19 protein-coding genes are annotated in these 17328 nt (G+C 56.8%); 13 read left to right on the forward strand and 6 right to left on the reverse strand.

The features are described from left to right. Positions 1-336: 336 nt before the first annotated feature. The 6 genes from U5911_RS11695 (at position 337) to U5911_RS11720 (ending at position 5379) form a co-directional block, all read left to right on the forward strand. Complete coding sequence (locus U5911_RS11695) at positions 337-870, forward strand: DUF8112 family protein (RefSeq protein WP_336034335.1); 534 nt, start codon at positions 337-339, stop codon at positions 868-870. Next, the gene (locus tag U5911_RS11700; RefSeq protein WP_336034336.1) at positions 867-1823 is read left to right on the forward strand and encodes a hypothetical protein; all 957 of its coding nucleotides are present in this window, start codon (positions 867-869) and stop codon (positions 1821-1823) included. The genes U5911_RS11695 and U5911_RS11700 overlap by 4 nt, the downstream gene beginning before the upstream one ends. Before the next feature lie 101 nt (positions 1824-1924). Further along, entirely contained in the window at positions 1925-2689 is a 765-nt protein-coding gene (locus U5911_RS11705) for a DUF8168 family protein (RefSeq protein WP_418771516.1), read from the forward strand. A gap of 303 nt (positions 2690-2992) precedes the next feature. Then, the gene (locus U5911_RS11710) at positions 2993-3964 is read left to right on the forward strand and encodes a hypothetical protein (RefSeq protein ID WP_336034340.1); all 972 of its coding nucleotides are present in this window, start codon (positions 2993-2995) and stop codon (positions 3962-3964) included. After that, on the forward strand, positions 3964-4629 hold the full coding sequence (locus U5911_RS11715; RefSeq protein WP_336034341.1) for a hypothetical protein: 666 nt from the start codon (positions 3964-3966) through the stop codon (positions 4627-4629). Before U5911_RS11710 ends, U5911_RS11715 begins: the two co-directional genes overlap by 1 nt. Before the next feature lie 27 nt (positions 4630-4656). After that, the gene (locus U5911_RS11720; protein WP_336034343.1) at positions 4657-5379 is read left to right on the forward strand and encodes a hypothetical protein; all 723 of its coding nucleotides are present in this window, start codon (positions 4657-4659) and stop codon (positions 5377-5379) included. A 141-nt stretch (positions 5380-5520) separates the two neighbouring features. On the opposite strand, the gene U5911_RS11725 is transcribed toward U5911_RS11720, so the two are convergent. After that, on the reverse strand, positions 5521-5844 hold the full coding sequence (locus U5911_RS11725; protein WP_336034345.1) for a hypothetical protein: 324 nt from the start codon (positions 5842-5844) through the stop codon (positions 5521-5523). 55 nt (positions 5845-5899) lie between these two features. Beyond that, the gene (locus tag U5911_RS11730) at positions 5900-6532 is read right to left on the reverse strand and encodes a hypothetical protein (protein WP_336034346.1); all 633 of its coding nucleotides are present in this window, start codon (positions 6530-6532) and stop codon (positions 5900-5902) included. A 313-nt stretch (positions 6533-6845) separates the two neighbouring features. Here U5911_RS11730 and U5911_RS11735 point away from each other — a divergent pair, with 313 nt between their 5' ends. From U5911_RS11735 to U5911_RS11755, 5 genes are all read left to right on the forward strand, one after another. Further along, positions 6846-7940, forward strand: coding sequence for a hypothetical protein (locus U5911_RS11735; RefSeq protein ID WP_336034348.1), 1095 nt, complete (start codon positions 6846-6848; stop codon positions 7938-7940). Positions 7941-8005: 65 nt separating this feature from the next. Then, positions 8006-8773 (forward strand): CBS domain-containing protein, encoded by a 768-nt coding sequence (locus U5911_RS11740; protein WP_336034350.1) that lies wholly within the window; start codon positions 8006-8008, stop codon positions 8771-8773. Between the two features lie 129 nt (positions 8774-8902). After that, on the forward strand, positions 8903-9259 hold the full coding sequence (locus tag U5911_RS11745) for a DUF8165 family protein (protein WP_418771475.1): 357 nt from the start codon (positions 8903-8905) through the stop codon (positions 9257-9259). Positions 9260-9316: 57 nt separating this feature from the next. Next, entirely contained in the window at positions 9317-9586 is a 270-nt protein-coding gene (locus U5911_RS11750) for a DUF8110 family protein (RefSeq protein WP_336034352.1), read from the forward strand. A gap of 43 nt (positions 9587-9629) precedes the next feature. Beyond that, a complete protein-coding gene (locus U5911_RS11755) occupies positions 9630-10529 on the forward strand; it encodes an ADP-ribosylglycohydrolase family protein (RefSeq protein WP_336034353.1) in 900 nt (299 codons plus the stop codon). 37 nt (positions 10530-10566) lie between these two features. Here U5911_RS11755 and U5911_RS11760 read toward each other — a convergent pair whose 3' ends face one another. Next, positions 10567-12138: an Nmad2 family putative nucleotide modification protein gene (locus tag U5911_RS11760; RefSeq protein WP_336034354.1), complete on the reverse strand. Its 1572-nt coding sequence runs from the start codon at positions 12136-12138 to the stop codon at positions 10567-10569. Positions 12139-12310: 172 nt separating this feature from the next. Between U5911_RS11760 and U5911_RS11765 the strand changes: the two genes are divergently transcribed. Then, the gene (locus tag U5911_RS11765; RefSeq protein WP_336034356.1) at positions 12311-13657 is read left to right on the forward strand and encodes a PD-(D/E)XK nuclease family protein; all 1347 of its coding nucleotides are present in this window, start codon (positions 12311-12313) and stop codon (positions 13655-13657) included. Positions 13658-13693: 36 nt separating this feature from the next. Here U5911_RS11765 and U5911_RS11770 read toward each other — a convergent pair whose 3' ends face one another. Together U5911_RS11770 and U5911_RS11775 are read right to left on the reverse strand one after the other, a co-directional pair. Further along, positions 13694-14785: a hypothetical protein gene (locus U5911_RS11770; RefSeq protein ID WP_336034357.1), complete on the reverse strand. Its 1092-nt coding sequence runs from the start codon at positions 14783-14785 to the stop codon at positions 13694-13696. 93 nt (positions 14786-14878) lie between these two features. Beyond that, positions 14879-15496 (reverse strand): tyrosine-type recombinase/integrase, encoded by a 618-nt coding sequence (locus U5911_RS11775; protein ID WP_336034359.1) that lies wholly within the window; start codon positions 15494-15496, stop codon positions 14879-14881. Positions 15497-15656: 160 nt separating this feature from the next. Here U5911_RS11775 and U5911_RS11780 point away from each other — a divergent pair, with 160 nt between their 5' ends. Further along, on the forward strand, positions 15657-16466 hold the full coding sequence (locus U5911_RS11780; RefSeq protein WP_336034360.1) for a hypothetical protein: 810 nt from the start codon (positions 15657-15659) through the stop codon (positions 16464-16466). Here the strand turns inward: U5911_RS11780 and U5911_RS11785 are convergent. Further along, on the reverse strand, positions 16459-17181 hold the full coding sequence (locus tag U5911_RS11785; RefSeq protein ID WP_336034361.1) for a DUF429 domain-containing protein: 723 nt from the start codon (positions 17179-17181) through the stop codon (positions 16459-16461). The genes U5911_RS11780 and U5911_RS11785 overlap by 8 nt on opposite strands. Positions 17182-17328: the final 147 nt, after the last annotated feature.

A 17328-nucleotide genomic window follows, 5' to 3' on the forward strand; every position in this document is an offset into this window, starting at 1 on the left:
TTGAGATAGGCCGTTCGACGATCACAGCCAATGTAGTCTGAAATATCCGTCGTCCCACTCGGACCTAGCTCAGACAAAGCTTCTAAGAACTCTTGGAGAGGGTATTCCTCTGTAAATTTCCCACTTTCTTCGTCCCGATCCCGGTCGCCCATAGTAGTGGTGTGAGTGCCATTTCACATATGACTGCTGGGAACGATGCCATTAGTCGGTCGTCCAAAGGTTTATGCCAATAGACGCTCGACTAATGGCTGGGAACGCAGCCGCTGGGCACTAATCAACAGAAGTGCCCGGGTGTTGCAGCACCCAGGCTGGGTTCCAAATACGGTCTGAGAACCCATGAAGAACTCAAAATTGGAAACACAAGAAGGCGGCGACAGACCACTAATTGAAGACATACATCAAATAAATAAAGTTTCGCTCGGGGAAGGGGCCGCGACGTATCAAGTGTGCGGTTCTTCTCTTCGGGAGGGTGATTCGGTTGTTGTGTACGTGTTTCGACCGGCTGGGGAGGTGATGTTTCAGGTCGGGTATGTAGTGTGCGGTGACGAGGAACATGAGCTCCCGAGGGAGTACACGCTGGGTGTGCGTGAACTGGTGGTTGAGGGTCGTGTTGGATGGTGTTCTGATGGCGCGACCCAGTCGTCGTGGCCGGTGTTGCTCTCACCGGAAGTTGTGGCGGTGAGTGCGGCGGCGACGAAGTCCGTCCGTCTGGTCTTAGATGGTGGCTCGGTTGCAAACGTTGTATCTGACGTTGAGACGCCGGAAACGACCAAGTCGTCGGCGGAGGTGTCTTTGGGTGAGACGAAGCGTCGTGCGGGTCGTTCAGATGGCGGCGTGGTTCGTGGGTTGTTCTGGGGTGGTGAGCGATGACGTCGAACGAGCCAGCGCTCGTGGATTCGCATCTCGATGTCGAGCTGGACCTGCCGCGGTCGGTAGAGGAGATGTTGCTGCCGGACGTGTACGTGGGGCTTGAAATCGATCTGCTGTCCCCAGGAGACGGGATCGTGACGGACCGGCATCATGCGTCGGCGGATCGGTATGAGGCGGATGATCCGATGAATCAGATCGAAGGACAAATCAGCCCGTTCACGCTGTCGGGCTGGCTGCGGCACGGTTGTGAGCAGGTGCTCCAGGTTGCTGGGTCGACGGCGTGTCATCCGGGTGAGCCGAATGCGGATTACATGCGGGCCGAGACGTACGAGCGTGACCTGGAGTCGGGTTACCACGAGAAGGGTGCGTGCCTCGACGAACACGACGAGAGGTGCGTTATTTACGACCTGTTCGGCGGGTTCGGCTCTCAGCCCGGTAAGCTGCTGCGTCGGCCAGTGTCGTTTTCACCGATTCGCCGGAACGTCGATGTCCTCAAGGGTGAGGCGGAGGCGCATTACCGGCAGGTGTCGTCGCAGGTGCGGTCGCGGAACGAGTCGGATGGTGGGCAACCGCTTCGCCAGGCGGATCGTGATGTCCTTGGGAACGTCGAGGGAACGTGGAAGTTGACGCTCCGAGAGTTGAAGCTGGAGTTCGTTGGGCTGTTGCTAGAAGCCGTGTCGTTCCTGGATGCGCACGCGGACGAGTTCACGTTCCAGCTCGGTGGGGCGCGGAACTTCGGTGCTGGTATCGCTGACGTCTGGGTGATTAATCCGCTATACAATGAGCGGGAGGTGCGGCGGGTGTTTAATCGGGCGCAGGCGGTGACGCAGGCGATGGAGGAGAAGGATGAGGTGTGGGCGTCTGAGTGTCGTCCGGCGTTCGTGCGGGCGTTGCAGGTGCGTGTGGCGGCGCGTGATGGGGACGTTGCGATGCCGGGAGGTGGGTCGGCGTGACGGATCCTGGTGAATCAGGTGGGGAGTCGTTGCAGCCGCCGTCGGAGTCGATCCGCCCGTTCGTGTCGAAGCAGGAGTCGGGTGACTCGGGTGTGGGTCCGATGGTCGCGGTGTACAGGCACGATATCCACAAGGCGCGGATGCGTGGGCACGAGCACGCTGAAGACTCGTTCTGGGGGATTCGGGTGAACGAGCAGGTGCCGTTGGGTGCGGATCGGGATGCGGCGTTACTCAGCCGGCCGCGCGGAGAACCAGAACAGATGTTGGATGCGCACGAGTCGTGGTTCAGGGTGTCGTTGCTGACCGGGAAGGTGGCGTCGACGGTGGAGCCGGTCGCTGATGTCGGCGGGTCGTTAACTGAACTGATCAGTATCGAGGATCCGGAGGCGTTGCATGCGGCGTGGTTGGATTCGGTGGTGACGTCGTTGTTCAGTGAGTCACCATACTACCCGTATACGTCGTTGAAGTACCACACGGTGCTGGCGGCGGCCCTGTTGGATAATTACCGGTCGGGGGTTGAGTTCGATGAGTTGTTCCTCGCGGTCACGCCGCCCGGCGCTGACCCGGTGGTTGTGCCGCATCGGACGGTGCTGGTGACGTCGGGGTTTGCGTTGCACGTGACTGGTGAGCCGGGTGATCGGCCGGCAGCGCGGCTTGGTGGTGCGCCGTCGCGGTCGTTTGCGGATGTGTGGGCGCGGTTGCCGGCGGTCCCGTTCGATGTGGATGGGGAGCGTCGGTGGCGGGTGCTCGATGCACAACTACGACGGATCCGGTCGTGGTCGGCGGCGCTCCAGTTCATCGAAGAGTACGTCGCGGCGTTGGATCCAGTGGCTGCTGGTGCAGGAGGTGATGGGCGTGATGCGTGACGTGTGTACCGTGTTCGATGACGAGAGCCGGTCTCGCGCCCGTGGCACTGGAAACGAGGCGTGTGAGGACACTGGAAATGGGGTGTGTGTCGAGTCGCGGCGAGTGGTGAAAGACATTGGAAACAGGGTGTGGGGGGTCCGGACACGCACCGGTCGAGATCGTCGTGCCCAGGTTCGATGGTTCGCTAGCTACAGCCGCTGTCCCGGTCGTGACGCTGGAAAGAGCGTGTGTGTCCCGTGGGGTGTCGTCGAAGTTGTGTCGCGTCGTATCAGTGTGTGGACTGGAAACACGGGGGGTTGTGCATGACGCGGCTCCAGCAGGTGTTGTTCGAGCTGGATGGGCAGTACCTCGGGCATCCGTACTTCGTGACGGGGAACGCGTTGTTCAACGCTGTTGCGCGGCGGGTTGATGCTGAGACGCGTCGGTCGCTGCACGTGAGTCACGGCGTGTTCCTACCGGGCGAGTACGGAGAGTACCCAGAGCAACACTCCAAAGACGGGTACGCGGGGAAGCTCGGGCAGTCGCTGCCTGACGTTACCTCGTACGAGGATTTGTTCGTGTTCCGTGACCCGGCGCAGCGATGGTTGCTGGCGTCACGGCCGCGAGACGCGCACAACGCGCACGACATCCAGTTGCACGGTGACCGGGTCGCGTTCGACGGGACGTGTTGGTTTGGGCGACCGAGCGGTCAACGGAATCGGCGACGGTCGGTGTCGTGGTACGTTCACTGCTACCTGCACGCTGGCCGGGGTGACGACGGGGTTGTGCCGGTCGATGAGGATGTGCTTGACGGGCTGCAGGTCGGCGGGGCGCGGAACTACGGGTTCGGTGAACTGTCGCTCGTCGACACGCAAGTCGTTGACCTGGAGGCGCTGGACTACTCGCGGCTGGAGGCAGCGCAGTCAAGCGCGGAGTCGTGCCGGATCGAGTTGGTGTCGCCGTACGTGCTGGAGTCCGAACATCCGAGTGGCGATTCGCAGAGCGTCCCGTGGTGGTGGCGTGTCGACACGGAGGAGACGAATGCCGCGTCATCGACCGGGTTGCGTCGTCGGGAGACGCGGCTCGTGGACGGTGATGAGACGTACGCGGTACAGACAGTAGATCACGGACAGGTCGTCCGGTATGTTGGTGATGACCCGGTGGAGACGGCGAAGAATGGAGTGCTGCGTGTCGGGACGCATTCCCGATTCGGGTTCGGTGAGTTCCGTGTTCGCCCAGCAGGTGAGGATCGGGTCCCGGAGCGCGGCGCTGCTGCGGCAGGGGGTGAGGTGTAGTGGTGTTGGAGCAGGTGGCGTTCGATATTGAGACGACCGGATTCGACGTCGAGGACGAAGTGACGGTGGTCGGGTTCGGGCTGTCGATGGGGGTGCGCGTGTTCGTGCAGACGGCCGGTCGGCCGCCCAGTGACGTGACGAGTGAGGTGGAGGAAGCGACGGATGCGCTGGTGAATGTGTCGACGCACGCGTCTGAGGAAGAACTGCTCGTGGCCGTGAAGGAGTTCGTTGCGGAGCGGCTCTGCGGATCGGACGTGTTGCTGGTCGCGTATAATGGGGAGCGGTGGCGCGGCGGGTTTGACGTGCCGTTCCTCCGCACGCGGTACGCACGGCTCGGGGTGGCGTGGCCGTTCGCTGATGTGCCGTACGCGGATGTGATGTCGGTCGTCGCCGACCGGTTCAACACGACCGTTGACGGCGAGGAGCATCGAGACCTGGCTGGTGTGTACGAGGTGCTGTGTGATGGCGAGTACGGTGCTGTGGATCCGTTCGATGGGAGTGAGGCGGCTGTGGCAGCGTTCGAGAACGGGTGGTTCGCAGAGCTCGCCCTACACAACGTAGCGGATGTGCTGCGGACCCGGGCGCTCGGCCGGGTCGCTGAGCGGTACTGTAGCAAGTCGGATTTCGGTGTGAAGTCGTTGACACCGACGAGGGCTGGCGAATGAGAGGGAGGCTGACGAGGTTGGTTGTGGATGCGTGAGTTTGAAATCTGGGGGTGTCCGGACCGGTTACGGTCGGCGGGGAACGAGTCGCCAGAGCACCTGTGGGCAAAATTCGCGTTAGACCGGCGGAAACGTGAGAAGCGAGACCCGTGGTTCCCGGGGGAGTACCGGTTTGAGCGGACGGTCGCGGATCGGGTGCCGGACTGTATGATTCTCGGTGAAGGGGTGAATCGGTGGATTGAGTTCGTGGCGGGGTCGGAGCAACCGTACCGGGAGAAGACGCGGGAGGCACTCCGGTTAGGGTTCGTGATTCACTGGGTGTTCCACAAGGACCACGACGACCAGCGACGGGCAGCACGGCAAGCACTCGAACCTGAGTTAGCGGAGCCGTTCGAACTCGGCGTGTACGACCCGTGGGGAGACGTGTTGGAGTTGAAGACACCGATCACGTACAAGAACTACGAATTCCCCGTCGAAAGTATGGCCGAGTTCCGTCCGAAGCTGATTCTCGGGTATCGAGCTGGTGCGGCTCACATCGGCCGGCTCAACGACGGGCTGGATCTCGGGATGTTCGAGATCGCCGGGTGTCAACGCCGCCTCATCACGAACGGCTACGGGTCGCATTTCCGCGCGATTGCGCCGAATCAGCAAGTGGAGGAAGCACCGTGGGGATGGCCGACCCGCGACGGGCTGAAACGACTCGTGGAGGCCGGTCGAGTGCGACGACTCGGGCCAGTCGGGAGTGGCGACTGATCGGGTTCAGGCCGTTCTGTCCTTTGCCCCGAATCAACAGAGTTTCTCTTTTTCACCGTTCGGCTCTGTTGAATGCCTTAGCGTCAGAACTCGGCTATGCTCAGACAGTCCAGGAAATGAATTCGGAGGGATTGTTGTGGTTCAGTCCGTGTTTTGGTACAGCCGGAAGCCGCTGACAGCGCACCCGAGGAAGGCAATTCCTTCCCAGACTAGAATCTCGATTAGTCCGGTGGTGACAGCTCGTCGCACAGAGGTGATTCCCCAGAGAGCGGTAGTTCGGTGTAGACTTATCGCTCCAACTGTTTTGATGGCTTCTACCGGTGAGACGCCGAGGAGTGCTGATCCGGCGAGGGTGAGTACTACGAGAAGACTTAGTTGCTGGCGGCCGAACTGGAAGAAGTTACCGACGGCACTACTGAGATAGGTATTGATGACGTATCGGATCGACCCGAACACACCCACCATTTCTTACCTATTCATTTTCATATAAACGCATAAACTTTCTCACTAATCCGGGATTCTATTGGCCGCCGATTCCTCGCTTACGTGCGATCCAGAGGATCAATGATTCAGGTGGGTACTGAATCCGGAGACGGATCTTGCGAAGGAGTCCAGCATCTGATTCCTCCTTAACCTCGTCGAATACGGACCGGTACTGTGACCGTCCAATCTTGGAGATAGCAAAGAGCTCGGCCAGTGCCTCATCGATCCAGCAAACGGCTGCAAACGGAAGCATGGCAGCGACGGTGATCCCAATCCCTACAACAAGATACGCAGGTACCATAACTGTGGAAGGTGCGAACTGGAAGGCTGCAACGAGGGTTTGTGGTAAGGCTATTATCCCGGCGAGGAGGAGCAAGCCGAATGTTGGGTAGAATGCCCAGAATAGGGTCCTTCCGATGAATCCCATCTGGTCGTGACCGACCTCGTGGAGGAAGACGTAGTCGACGACGTCTTCTGAGAAGTCCTCCTTGGCTTGCTCGTTCAGTAATAGGGTTCCAAACGGAGAGTAGTCACCCATCCGTTTGCTCTCGTCGTGGAACCAGTACACGGTCCGTGAGATCCCGCTGGCAGAGTATTCTCCGGTATCTGTGACCCCTCCCCGGTTCCATGCGTAAAGTCGAGTTAGCCCGGACTGCATTTTTCCGAACATGACCACGTAGCACCGTCTTTGCCGGCATATACGATTAACTGATATTTAAGCGGAGTGATGGTTGGGGTCATCGGAGTCCTGAACCAGTTGTCTATGGAAGCGGACCACCGTTGACATAGCAGTATTTAGAGGAGTTACCTACTTGCGCGCTCCATTCAGCACGACTGCTGGAACCGATCATCAATATAGGGTTTCAACAAGGCCACCCCTTCGTTTTCGGCGGTGGTCTCGTACAACAGGTTCCTGATGGGCACTGGGAGAGTCGGTCGCGGGATAACCAGGTCTATATGATACATCACGACAAGCCGTTCGTATGGCGGTTTTGAAGGAATATGCTGATTCGAATGAGAAGGACGGGTATTACGTTCACGCACGGGTTTCTGGTCGGAGTCATCCGATTCCGTTGCAGGCACCGGAGGTCACGGAGGAGATCTACCGGCAAATCGGGTACAAACCAACGAAGAAAGGACCGAGCGGTGGGGTTCAAGTCCCGAAAGACCTGACGTGGACGCTGTACGACGTCGGACTGCACTGGACGGAGAAATCAGGGCCGCAGGGAGACCCGTCAGACCTCGACCCCGACGACCTCCGCGATGCGGCAGGCCCAGGCTTGACAGAGGACGACATTGATGAGATTTTGGGCTTCACTGAGGACTACCGAGGGCAGTACCAGTCCCGGGTCAAGAATCTCCGCGAGAAGTTCACCGACACGTCTGGTGATGACTCCAGCGGGACCACACCCCCTTCGATCACGAGCCTGTTGGAGGAACTGTCGGACAAGCCCAGCTTCAGCGATGACGTAGAGGAACGATTGGATGCGTGGGAACCCGAGAGCATCAAAGACGACGACTACGACCCAGACGAAGATGGTGGACTGTTTGATCTGCACTACACGACCCGGTCTGAGTATCGAGAGTCTCTTTCCCTTGTTCCCGATCTACAGACTCGTCTGCAGGAATACGACGACCACCCATGGGAGGTAGCAGAGGTGAAGGCTGCGAGTGGGGACACGAGCGATGATAGCAATGGGTTACGCGTCTCGTTCCACACGACCGGAACACCAGAGCTGAATGAGTGGCGTATCGCAGATTACCGGGGAACTGGGGACGGGCGCGAGTTCACGATCTCTACCGGGATTGGGAGTCGAAGCTACGAGTTCGAGATTGAGGAGAACTTCGTCAGCGATTTCGACATGACGATCACGTACGAGTCGGTCGGGAAATTCGATATTCCGCCTGAGGACTTCTGGGGGTATGAGGTTGAGGAGCAGAATCCGAACGAGATGATGCATGCCTTGATCGCTGATTTCCACCATCTCATCACGGTTATTGAGGAGTTCTTCGACGGGCTCACGTCGTTTGAATTGGAGTCGATGAATCCGTCGGACTATTCGGTCTACCTTCCCTGACCCCCGCCGTGTGAGATTGGGGTGGCTGCATAAGGTAATTAGTTCTACACTGGGTTGGCGTAGATATGCAGTTCTTCACAGCGGACGACGTGTTATCTCATAGTACAGCCGCGTCGCCGGATGACCCAGTGACGGTCGATATCGACGATTCGATTCAGACTGCGTTGGAGATAATGTTGGAGAATGATTTTGACCAGCTCCCGGTGGAGAGTGAGTACGGGATCGAGGGTGTTGTGACGTACAAGTCGATTGCAAGGTACGTGAAATCGATGGAGGATGTGAGTGTCGAGGAGACGTCGGTGAAGATTGCGTTGAATACGTCGCCGAGGTTTGTCGATCCTGACCACGATATTTTCGAGCTGTTCAAGACATTTGCTGAGGACGATTTTGTCCTCATTGGTGATTCGGATAGCTTAGAAGGGATTCTGACGCGGTATGATATCCTGTATTTCCTTGAACTCCAAGTCGATCCGTTCCTGAAGATTGGTGAGATTGAGGAGAGCCTTCGACATATCTTCCGGGAGTCTGTCGATGATTTAGACCAGTGCATGGAGGAGGCGTTCGCTCCTCGTGCCGAGAATGACGACCGATACGATCCCCCAGAACGGCTTGAAGATTTCTCGTTCGACGAGTACCGACTGTTTATCACGAGGAATGTAGACCAGCTTCCATCCCGATTGTCGCAGGAACGCTCAATGGTGGAAGATCTACTTGAGGATATCCGGGATACCCGGAACGCGCTATTCCACTTCCGTGCGGAAGCCGATGAAGTTGATCGGGATCAATTGGACATCGCTCATTCGTACTTCACTGGTATCGCCAACACAGTATAGCCAGTGTTCGCTGCTTCTCTGAATAGTCGAGAGGCGAGACCAAGAGAAGGCACTGACGAGTGTGGTTTGTGGTCATACAGCATTCCACCATAATGCTAATGCCCCATAAGAATATATTTTGTAGTAGTTATGCTTAAAGGGCATTTTCAGTCGGCGGGGGCGAGTATCGAGCACGGGGAGGCGAGTATGCTCTTTCCCGTTGAGGAGCTTGATGCGACGGTACTTCAGCGTCGAGATGCGGAGCTCGCGCTTGCCGACGCTGACGGAGAGAACGTCATCGTCATCGCTCCGACAAGCCAGGCGAGCAGTTACTTTCTCACGCAGCACGCCCTCACCGCAATCCCCGTCGACGAGCTTTCACCCGGAGTCCGGTCGAAGCTCGCCGATGGGCTTGACACCCCGATTGAGACGTTTGAACTCATCCAGATCGGCAAGTGGGTCACCGATAGTCTCGACCATTCACTCGCCGAATACACGGACGCGTGACCGGCAGTATGGACGACGAATCGGAGACGAACACCGCGGCACGACCATCCTTTCACGATGACTGACTCGCTTAGGGACGACTACCCGGAGGCTGCCCCGTTCATTCAGCGAGCGGTTGAGGAGCACGGTGAAGAGTGGGTGCTGGAGCACTACTACGAGCAACTGTACCCGCTTGGGCGAGTGATGGCGATGCCTGACAAGGACGAACTCCCGTTCTACGACCCGGAGGAGCACGACACGATGACAGAGGATGAGAAGGTGGAGATGTATCAAGCGTGGTCGGAATACAGAGAGAATCTCCGCACGGGAACGAAACCCGACGAGTGACTGTCGCCCTACATTTTTCTCAGCGGTAGTCGTTGAGTGAGGTATGGATTCGGATCGAGCCCGTGGGATTCTTCTGGGGTTGGCGTGTGGGGATGCGCTTGGCCGACCAGTGGAGTTCAAGTCTGCATCGAAAATCAGCGCTGAACACGGGCGGCTCGACGAGATGATTGGGCACGGCACATGGAACCAGCCCGCTGGGACAATCACTGACGATACCGAACAGGCACTGTGTATCGCTCATAGTCTCGTCGAACAGCAAACGTTCGATCCGGCGGATGTCGCTGATCGGTTCGTTGCGTGGTACGACACTGGCCCGTTCGACATTGGAGGGATGACAAGGCGGGCGCTCACCCGGCTCAAACGCGGTGACGAGTGGGACAAGGCCGGTCAGCAGGTCTGGGAGCAAAGTCCGGAAGGCCAGAACGCAGGGAACGGGAGTGTGATGCGGTGCGCGCCGCTCGCTATCCCATACGCGACAGACTGGGAGCGACTCGCCGAAGTGAGTCGGCAGTCCTCGCAGATCACACACGCGGACTCGCGGTGTATGTACGGGTGTGCAGTTCTGAATCTCACCATCGCTGGCCTGCTCGACGACGCAGCAACGCCGTTGAGAGACGCCCTTGACTACGTCGGTTCCAACGCACCTGACGAACTCGTAGCAGCGCTCGAACCACTCGCCCGCGGTGAATCTCCCGGTACGTTAGAGACGTCAGGCTACGTCGTCCATTCGCTGCAAACAGCACTCCACGATGGGTTATTCGCCGAGAGTGCTGAGGAGGCGATTGTGACCGCTGTCAATCGCGGCGGCGACACCGATACGATTGGCGCGGTAGCGGGCGCGGTCGCCGGTGCACGGTTTGGAGCATCAACGCTTTCAGACCGATGGCTTGCTGCTCTTGATGAGGCCGAGGAACTCGAATCATTAGCCGACCAACTTACTTGATTCCGTCTCCGTGGGGACTCAGGAGTTGCTTGAAACACTAACAGCCAGGCCCGGTAGTATCTTCTAAATCAAAGTCGGAATCAGAGTGCTTTGGATGGCCGTGGATACCAACACGGTGATTTGAGCGAAGCCATTTCACGAACGGTGCTACTTTCTCGCTACCTCTCTCGGTGCGGCCTGAGTTTCGACCGTTGTGGTCACCGGAGCCTGGAACGACCAAGTCGGCGATTTCCTGAGGCACGGTAACCGGATTCTCCCCGAAATAATAGAACTCACTTGAAATGAGAACCTTCTCCCGATTTCCTTGCTTCTCAACATCTGTCGAGTAATTCGATAGGTCGTGATATCCCGAATGGAGTTGGAAGTAGTCTCCTCCCTGGTGAGTATAGCATAGCTCCCCGTCAATCTCGCCTCGTTCATAGCGCGTTCCGGCCGTCGCTCCAGAACTCTCTGGGAGTTCGGATCCGTCTACGATGGAGATCTCTTCTACCGCAGGACGAGGAGCATAGATGTTATCTCCAGCGCGATTACTATTCTCGGAGAGCGGTTTCCGGGCGTGGAATCGTGGATCAGAATAGTAGTCATCCATCTCGGTAACATACTCTGTTCTAAAAGCGTACACCAATTCACGTCGAGTTGGGTAGTACCGATTACCGACAGCAAACACCCAGTCTCCTGGTTTCGTTGAACTCCGAACCTGCGGAGCACAAGTCGCCAAGGAAATTAGCCCTTGATGCACGTGCGGTGCGAACCCAGTATCTGTAGCGATGACGTATCCTCTCGACGTTGAAGACTCGGAAGCTTGACCCGAACCTGCTTTCTCTCCGTCAGAGAGATAATGCTTCGGCGGCTTCGCACGAGACTGAACCTCATACAAAACATCACCCTCCAACCACGATCTGATTTCGTCTGGCTTCCCACGCAGCTTCTTGGGCATAGACCGTTTGAGATCGGTAGCGTTGATGCCGAGCAAAGTATTCGGCGTCGAGAGTGGTCGGTACTTGCTGTACCACAGTCCAGAGCCAGAGACGGTCGGAGAGGTCAACGGAACCGCACGCTCCAGCAATTCACTCCGGTCTGGGTCGCCACTTACGATTATTGGATAGCTGTCTCGACCAGGGGTTTTACTCTCTGGTGACAACTGTTCCCGCTTGATATGCGCATTGTTCGGGTATTTCTCCAAGACTCCAGCGCGCTCCTCGGGCGTTAGTTCCTCCAGATCGTAAACGGACTCCACGGTGAAGTAGCCGATAATGTACAGCCTGATTGATCCAAGTCCGTTCGAGGGCTCCAGGCTTGAATAGAACACCAGCAAATCGCCATTTGACAGTTTCCGTAACGACTGCCGTTTCTTTTTCCCTACTTCGCCATATGTGTACGTCTCAAACTCGGGGTCATAGTGTAGCGTAGTGGTTCCATCTCGTGTCGTATGCTCAGACGCAGTTGACCCTATTCTACTCGAAAACGAATTGTACGTCGTCTCTTCTGTAGTATCCGCATCTTCGGGAATCGGGATATAGTCAAACCGCCCATCGTTGTCTATCGGACTATGGCCACCACCACCAATCTCTCCAGAATCCAGCCCTACTCGAATCAGATATCCTGACATTATCGCAACCAGTGTTCCAACGGAGTAAATAGGTTCACCAAACTGAGCTGGTCGCCACTGGGGAGAGACGGTTCGTCGGTCGTTGCGGTCCAGATGTTCATACCTCGTGGCAAGGTGTTGTTCTGGTACGTGACGGCGTCACTTTGATTTTCGTCGTGGGAGACTGAAGCGTATGAGTCGAAGTATCGCAACGGAACTGACGAAGATACAGCGGCGACTTGCCGCGCTCCCAGAAGCCGAGGAGCCTCCACCGACCACGCTACAGGTACTTGGTCGGAGCACACAAGAGCGTGACTGGCAGCAGTTCCTCGTTCATTTTCTGACGCCCGACGCCTCACACGGACTCGACCACGCTGTCTTGGAGCACGTACTCGCTGCGCTGTCTGCCCGTGATGATTCTGGGTATGCGTTTTCGCGGTTTGACATCGATGAGATACAGATCGCACAAGAGGTGCCCACGTCCGATGGCGTTCCAGACGTCGTGATGTGGGCGTCCGACGAGTGGTTCATCTGCTGGGAGTTGAAAGTGCACGCATCAGAAGGAGAAGACCAGACAGATCGGTACGTTGGCGTCGATTCGTTCGACGGGATCGGGCTTGACAAAGCCGACGTACCCACTGACGGCCAGCACTACGTGTTTTTGGCCCCTGAGTCGGCGTCGTCGCCGGCTGCAGACGAATTTGTGCATATCTCGTGGGAGTGGCTGGCGGCCGAGCTTCAGTCGTTCTTGATGGAGAGTTACGATGAGTACCCGGCGCGAACCACGGCGCAGTTGAAAGACTTCGTCGATACGATTCGGAGTGAACTCACGATGACCGAATACCAAGAGAACCAGCAAGAGATGGTTGAACTGTACGTCGAAAACTACGGTGTGATCTCGGATCTGGAGGAGGCGTTTGAGGAGGAGTGGTCGGAGTTCGAATCGACGTGGGGCGACCGGCTGGCACAATCCCTGGCGGGCGCTGAACGTACCGAGGATACAGAGGTGCCCGCAGAGTATGCCGCGGTCCAGATAGAGATGGAGTCTGGTGAGCGTCGGTGGACGTTCCGTCAGGGAAAATCCGACTGGTCATGGCTATTCCCTCGGGAGTGGTGGACGAAACTGGATGAAGACCTGGCGGTTTCGGATGCGACGAAACCGAACGCGAGAGTCGGGCTGGTCCACCGGCTTGACCGGCATCAAACGGAGGCCGTCCGGGATCACACGTTGGTTGTCCACCTTCGAAACGCACCGTCAGGCCACGATAGCTTCTATGACAATTTCGCAGCGCGGTTCAGTGACGCCCGCACGGAGATCGAGGAGGCAATTGACGGAACGAAGTTCACGATTACGGGTAACAAGTCGAATCTCCTCCGTGCCGAGTACCCCATCAACGTTGATGCCCACGATGATTTCTTCGACGCGTACGTCGAAGCATTAGCACAGGCTATCCGCGAGGCTACTATCGAGAATCCCGAGTTGGTCGAGAAGATCGACCGGTTGTATGAGACGACGGTTGCGGAGGACGTCTCAGTGTGAGCTGTAGAGGCGTTTGTCCGGGCGTGTCTGTGAGACTCAGTCCGGTGTGAATCCGATTGGAACAGTGAGGGTGTCGGCGTCGTCGCCCCATGCTAAGTACCGATACTGTCGGTAGCGAGATCCCTGCCGTGGATCCAGGCCAGAGTAGTCGATTACCGGGGACGGCTCTTCCCGGTCTTCTCCGCCCTCCTCGTCGTCCGGGTACGTCAGCAGCGCCGCACGGATTGACGCACGCCGGTTCACATCCAACTGCTCGGGTTCAAGCAGGTACTCGTGCGATTGCAGCACCTCGTATTGGGACGAGGTGAGTGAGTCCCGCGTCGGCCGGTCTTCGGTAATCGCGTAGCGTACCTCTCGACTAAGGCGCTCGACTTCGTTGACAACGGTCTCAAAGGTGTCCCTGTTTCTGGGCTCGGTGGATTGGTGCGTTTCAAGCAGGTTCTCTGGGAACCGGGATTCGAGTAATTGACTCTCGTATCCACGTAGCTGCTGGTATCCTGCGGCTGGGGTTGTACTACTGTGTGTTCGGAGTGGGGCACCAATAAGCGGCGCGCGTATGAGCGCCCGTATCTCCGACCACTCGTAGAGGAAGTCGGAGTCGATACGATGGTACGCGCGTGGCTCCGAGTATCGCGGTTCGGTTTTGTCTTTGAGGTAAACCGATGAGAATGTCGGGCTGGATCCGTGTACTGGTACCCAGAACGCGGTGTACTCGTGCAGGTCGTCCTGGTGTTTTGGGAGTGTAGCGAGTCCTTCGACGTCGAGGAAGACAGTCGCGTTTAGCACGTCGCCGAGGCCGGTGAGATCAGTGACGACTGGGAGGGCATAGAACGTGAGTCCGGGGAGTGGGGCGCGGCCGAGTAGTGTTTTGGCCTGTTGGCCGTTGAACGGGAATTTAACTGCTGTTTGCGGGTGACCGGGATCGAAGGTGCGGTCGTCGATTTCACTATAGACGGCCTTGTACTGGAGTTCGAGGCGTGATGCGGTACTGAATTCAATGTCGTAGCCGCCCTCGGCTTCCTCATGCTGCGTCGGGACGATAGCGACCCCCGCATCAAAGTCACCCTTTGCTAGCTGTTGCTGCGTCGCATTCACCAGAAGCGACGACTCAGAGGGGTAGTCAGTCATATCTCGACCGTGGACTCTTAGTGTGATTATTCTTCGGCTGAAACGTTCTGTGACGAGTATTGTTTTGTCCAGCTGGGCGAAGAGGCAAAACGGTTAGACTTTGAGTAGATGGTCGTAGACCCTCTCAGTCGTCTGAATACTTCGGTGACGAAGCCGATTGCGGACATCGTATAGTGTGTTCCCGTCTTCTTCGTTCATCATTCGATAAGCAACGCCGTGCCGTAGTGCGTGAGGTGTGACGTCGCTTGGGTCGCCTCTACTCCCATCGAGTTTGTAGGGACGAATCCCGGCTTCCTCCGCGATCTTGTGAAGCATATTCCTCACGCCTTGTTCGCTAATTCGTTCGGAGGATCGAGACGGGAAGAGGGATGGCGTGTCTTTCCATCGGTTCGTGAGGTACGCTGAGAGCAATCTTGTCGTGTCGCCAGCGAGTTCGAGGGTCACCGGTGGCGGAGAACTCTCATTGGGGTAGTCCTTCTGCAGTTCCGTGGGAAGGTAGAGCTCCGAGTTGTTGTTCCGCAGGAGTTCGATGTCGACCTGGACGAGCTCGCCTACCCGGAGCCCAGTATCGTACATCGTCGTGACAATTGCTTCATTTCGCTGTTGGAGATACTCTGCGCCAGTCGCGTAACATGCCGACCGGAGGGATTCGACTTCGTCGGGGGTCACCCACACTTTCGCCCGAACTTGGGAATTTGCATAGTCACCCATTTTGAAGAATCCTCTTTATAAATAGTACTGTGCCACAACCACTTGAACTTTGGAGTCCACAAGTAGACTCCAAAGTTGATGGATGCCAGAGCAATCAAACGCTTCAGAAATACCACCAGTACGAAATGGTATTAAATAGACGCCCAATCTTCTCTACGTAGTGAAGGGGCGAATTCAGAACTTCGTCGACAATCATGACTGGACCGATCTGCTCTTAGGCGCAGTGATCGGGGCAGTGATTGGATTGTTGCTGACCTCGTTTGCCACTCCGTTTCTAAACCCACATGTAACACGGTTCTACGAGGATACTGGGTACTACTCTGCTCCTCCAGTATCGGTCGAAATTCAGGAGACTGGGGAATACCACCCGATCAACAGTTCTGTGCAGGATTTCGATGGTTTACAATGGCAAAGTGACTACTCGGTCTATCGGATTCAAATACGGAATGATGGACAGAAGGCAGTTGATCAACTAGAATTCACGTGGCGAGCACCAGGTTGCGTCGTCTATTCGAATACTGACGGTCCCACTGCTGGTGGGCAGTTCACACTCGACGATAGGGGTACCTACGGAATTTTCTCAAATGTGTCATTGGACACAGACCGCTACCAGTGCACGAAGGTCATTCAGGTCATAGAGGGTGAGCTCTCACCGGATGAGTCCTTGGCCGTTGAATTTGTTACCACATCTGACTTTGACCGATGTGATGTGCTTATCGACCTGAACCCAAGGAATCAGCATCTCCTTGAATACAGTTGGGAAAAGAATGGGATTCGATTCGATGAGCAGCGCCCTGTGCATCCTACCCATCTGAAGTCATCGTATCAAGAGGTTCAGAATGTAACTTTCGTAGGGACGCGAGAGAGCCTCACCATGTCCTCTGGTGAGCATATCCACAGCTTTGCTGTTGGCGTACGAGGTGACGACCTACAAGACGCGGTCAAGAAGTGTTCGAATGCCTCTAAGTGACTGGTTCGGCACCTGGGTAGACAATAGAGGGGTCGCAGGCGGGATCAGCATCATCTGGAAGGGTTGAGTAGTCCCCTGAAGATTCGCGTGCTGTTAGGGCGAGGATGGCGGCATCGAGGACGTCGTCGACGCGGCCAGACTGGATTCGGTGGTGCCATTGGCTGTTTGCTCGTCGCTCGTCAGCCAGGTCGAGCACTGGTTTGAAAGATTCGCCGCCGTTCTTGATGAGACACTCTTTCCGGGCTTCGAAACCGGCGTCGCTCTTCTTTGACGGGAGATCATCGCCATTGTACGCTTTGAAACATACCTCTGGATGGCTTTCGTAGACCGTCTCACCTGCAGTCTCGACTTCATCCAGCAATGCGTTTACTTCTCGGATTCGCGGAATGAGGCCCCAGCTGTGGCTTCCCAGCCCCCGAGAATTCTTCGTTACGGCCTCGTCATAATCCCTTGCTGTCACTGCGTCTCTGTTCGGTGTCCAGAAGACAGTGCTGCCACGAGAACCAAGTAGGTCCTTAGCTTTTTGATCACACTCTCGGTTCTCTTCACTTTCCAAGTGAACTGGGATGTCCACGAGGATCTCGCTCGCCTGATCTCCATACTCGTGCCAGACGTTCAGTAACGAGGGTTCTGCACCGACGCTGGTGGTCTCTGTGGTCGCTTCGACAACGACCCATGATCCGCTTGCCCAATCCACGCCGACGTGTGAATCCATAGAGGAGAGAACTGCCAGTCACACTTAGTTTCCAGTTACTCTATGGGCCTTGTTTAGACTCTGTGTACGCTGAGCGGTTACAAGGACAACTTTCACCGAGCGGTCTCCCAACGGGTACCTTTATTTATGACTGGATTTAGAGTCTAT

It is taken from the genome of Halobacterium yunchengense, from assembly GCF_037031165.1.
GTDB lineage: Archaea > Halobacteriota > Halobacteria > Halobacteriales > Halobacteriaceae > Halobacterium > Halobacterium yunchengense.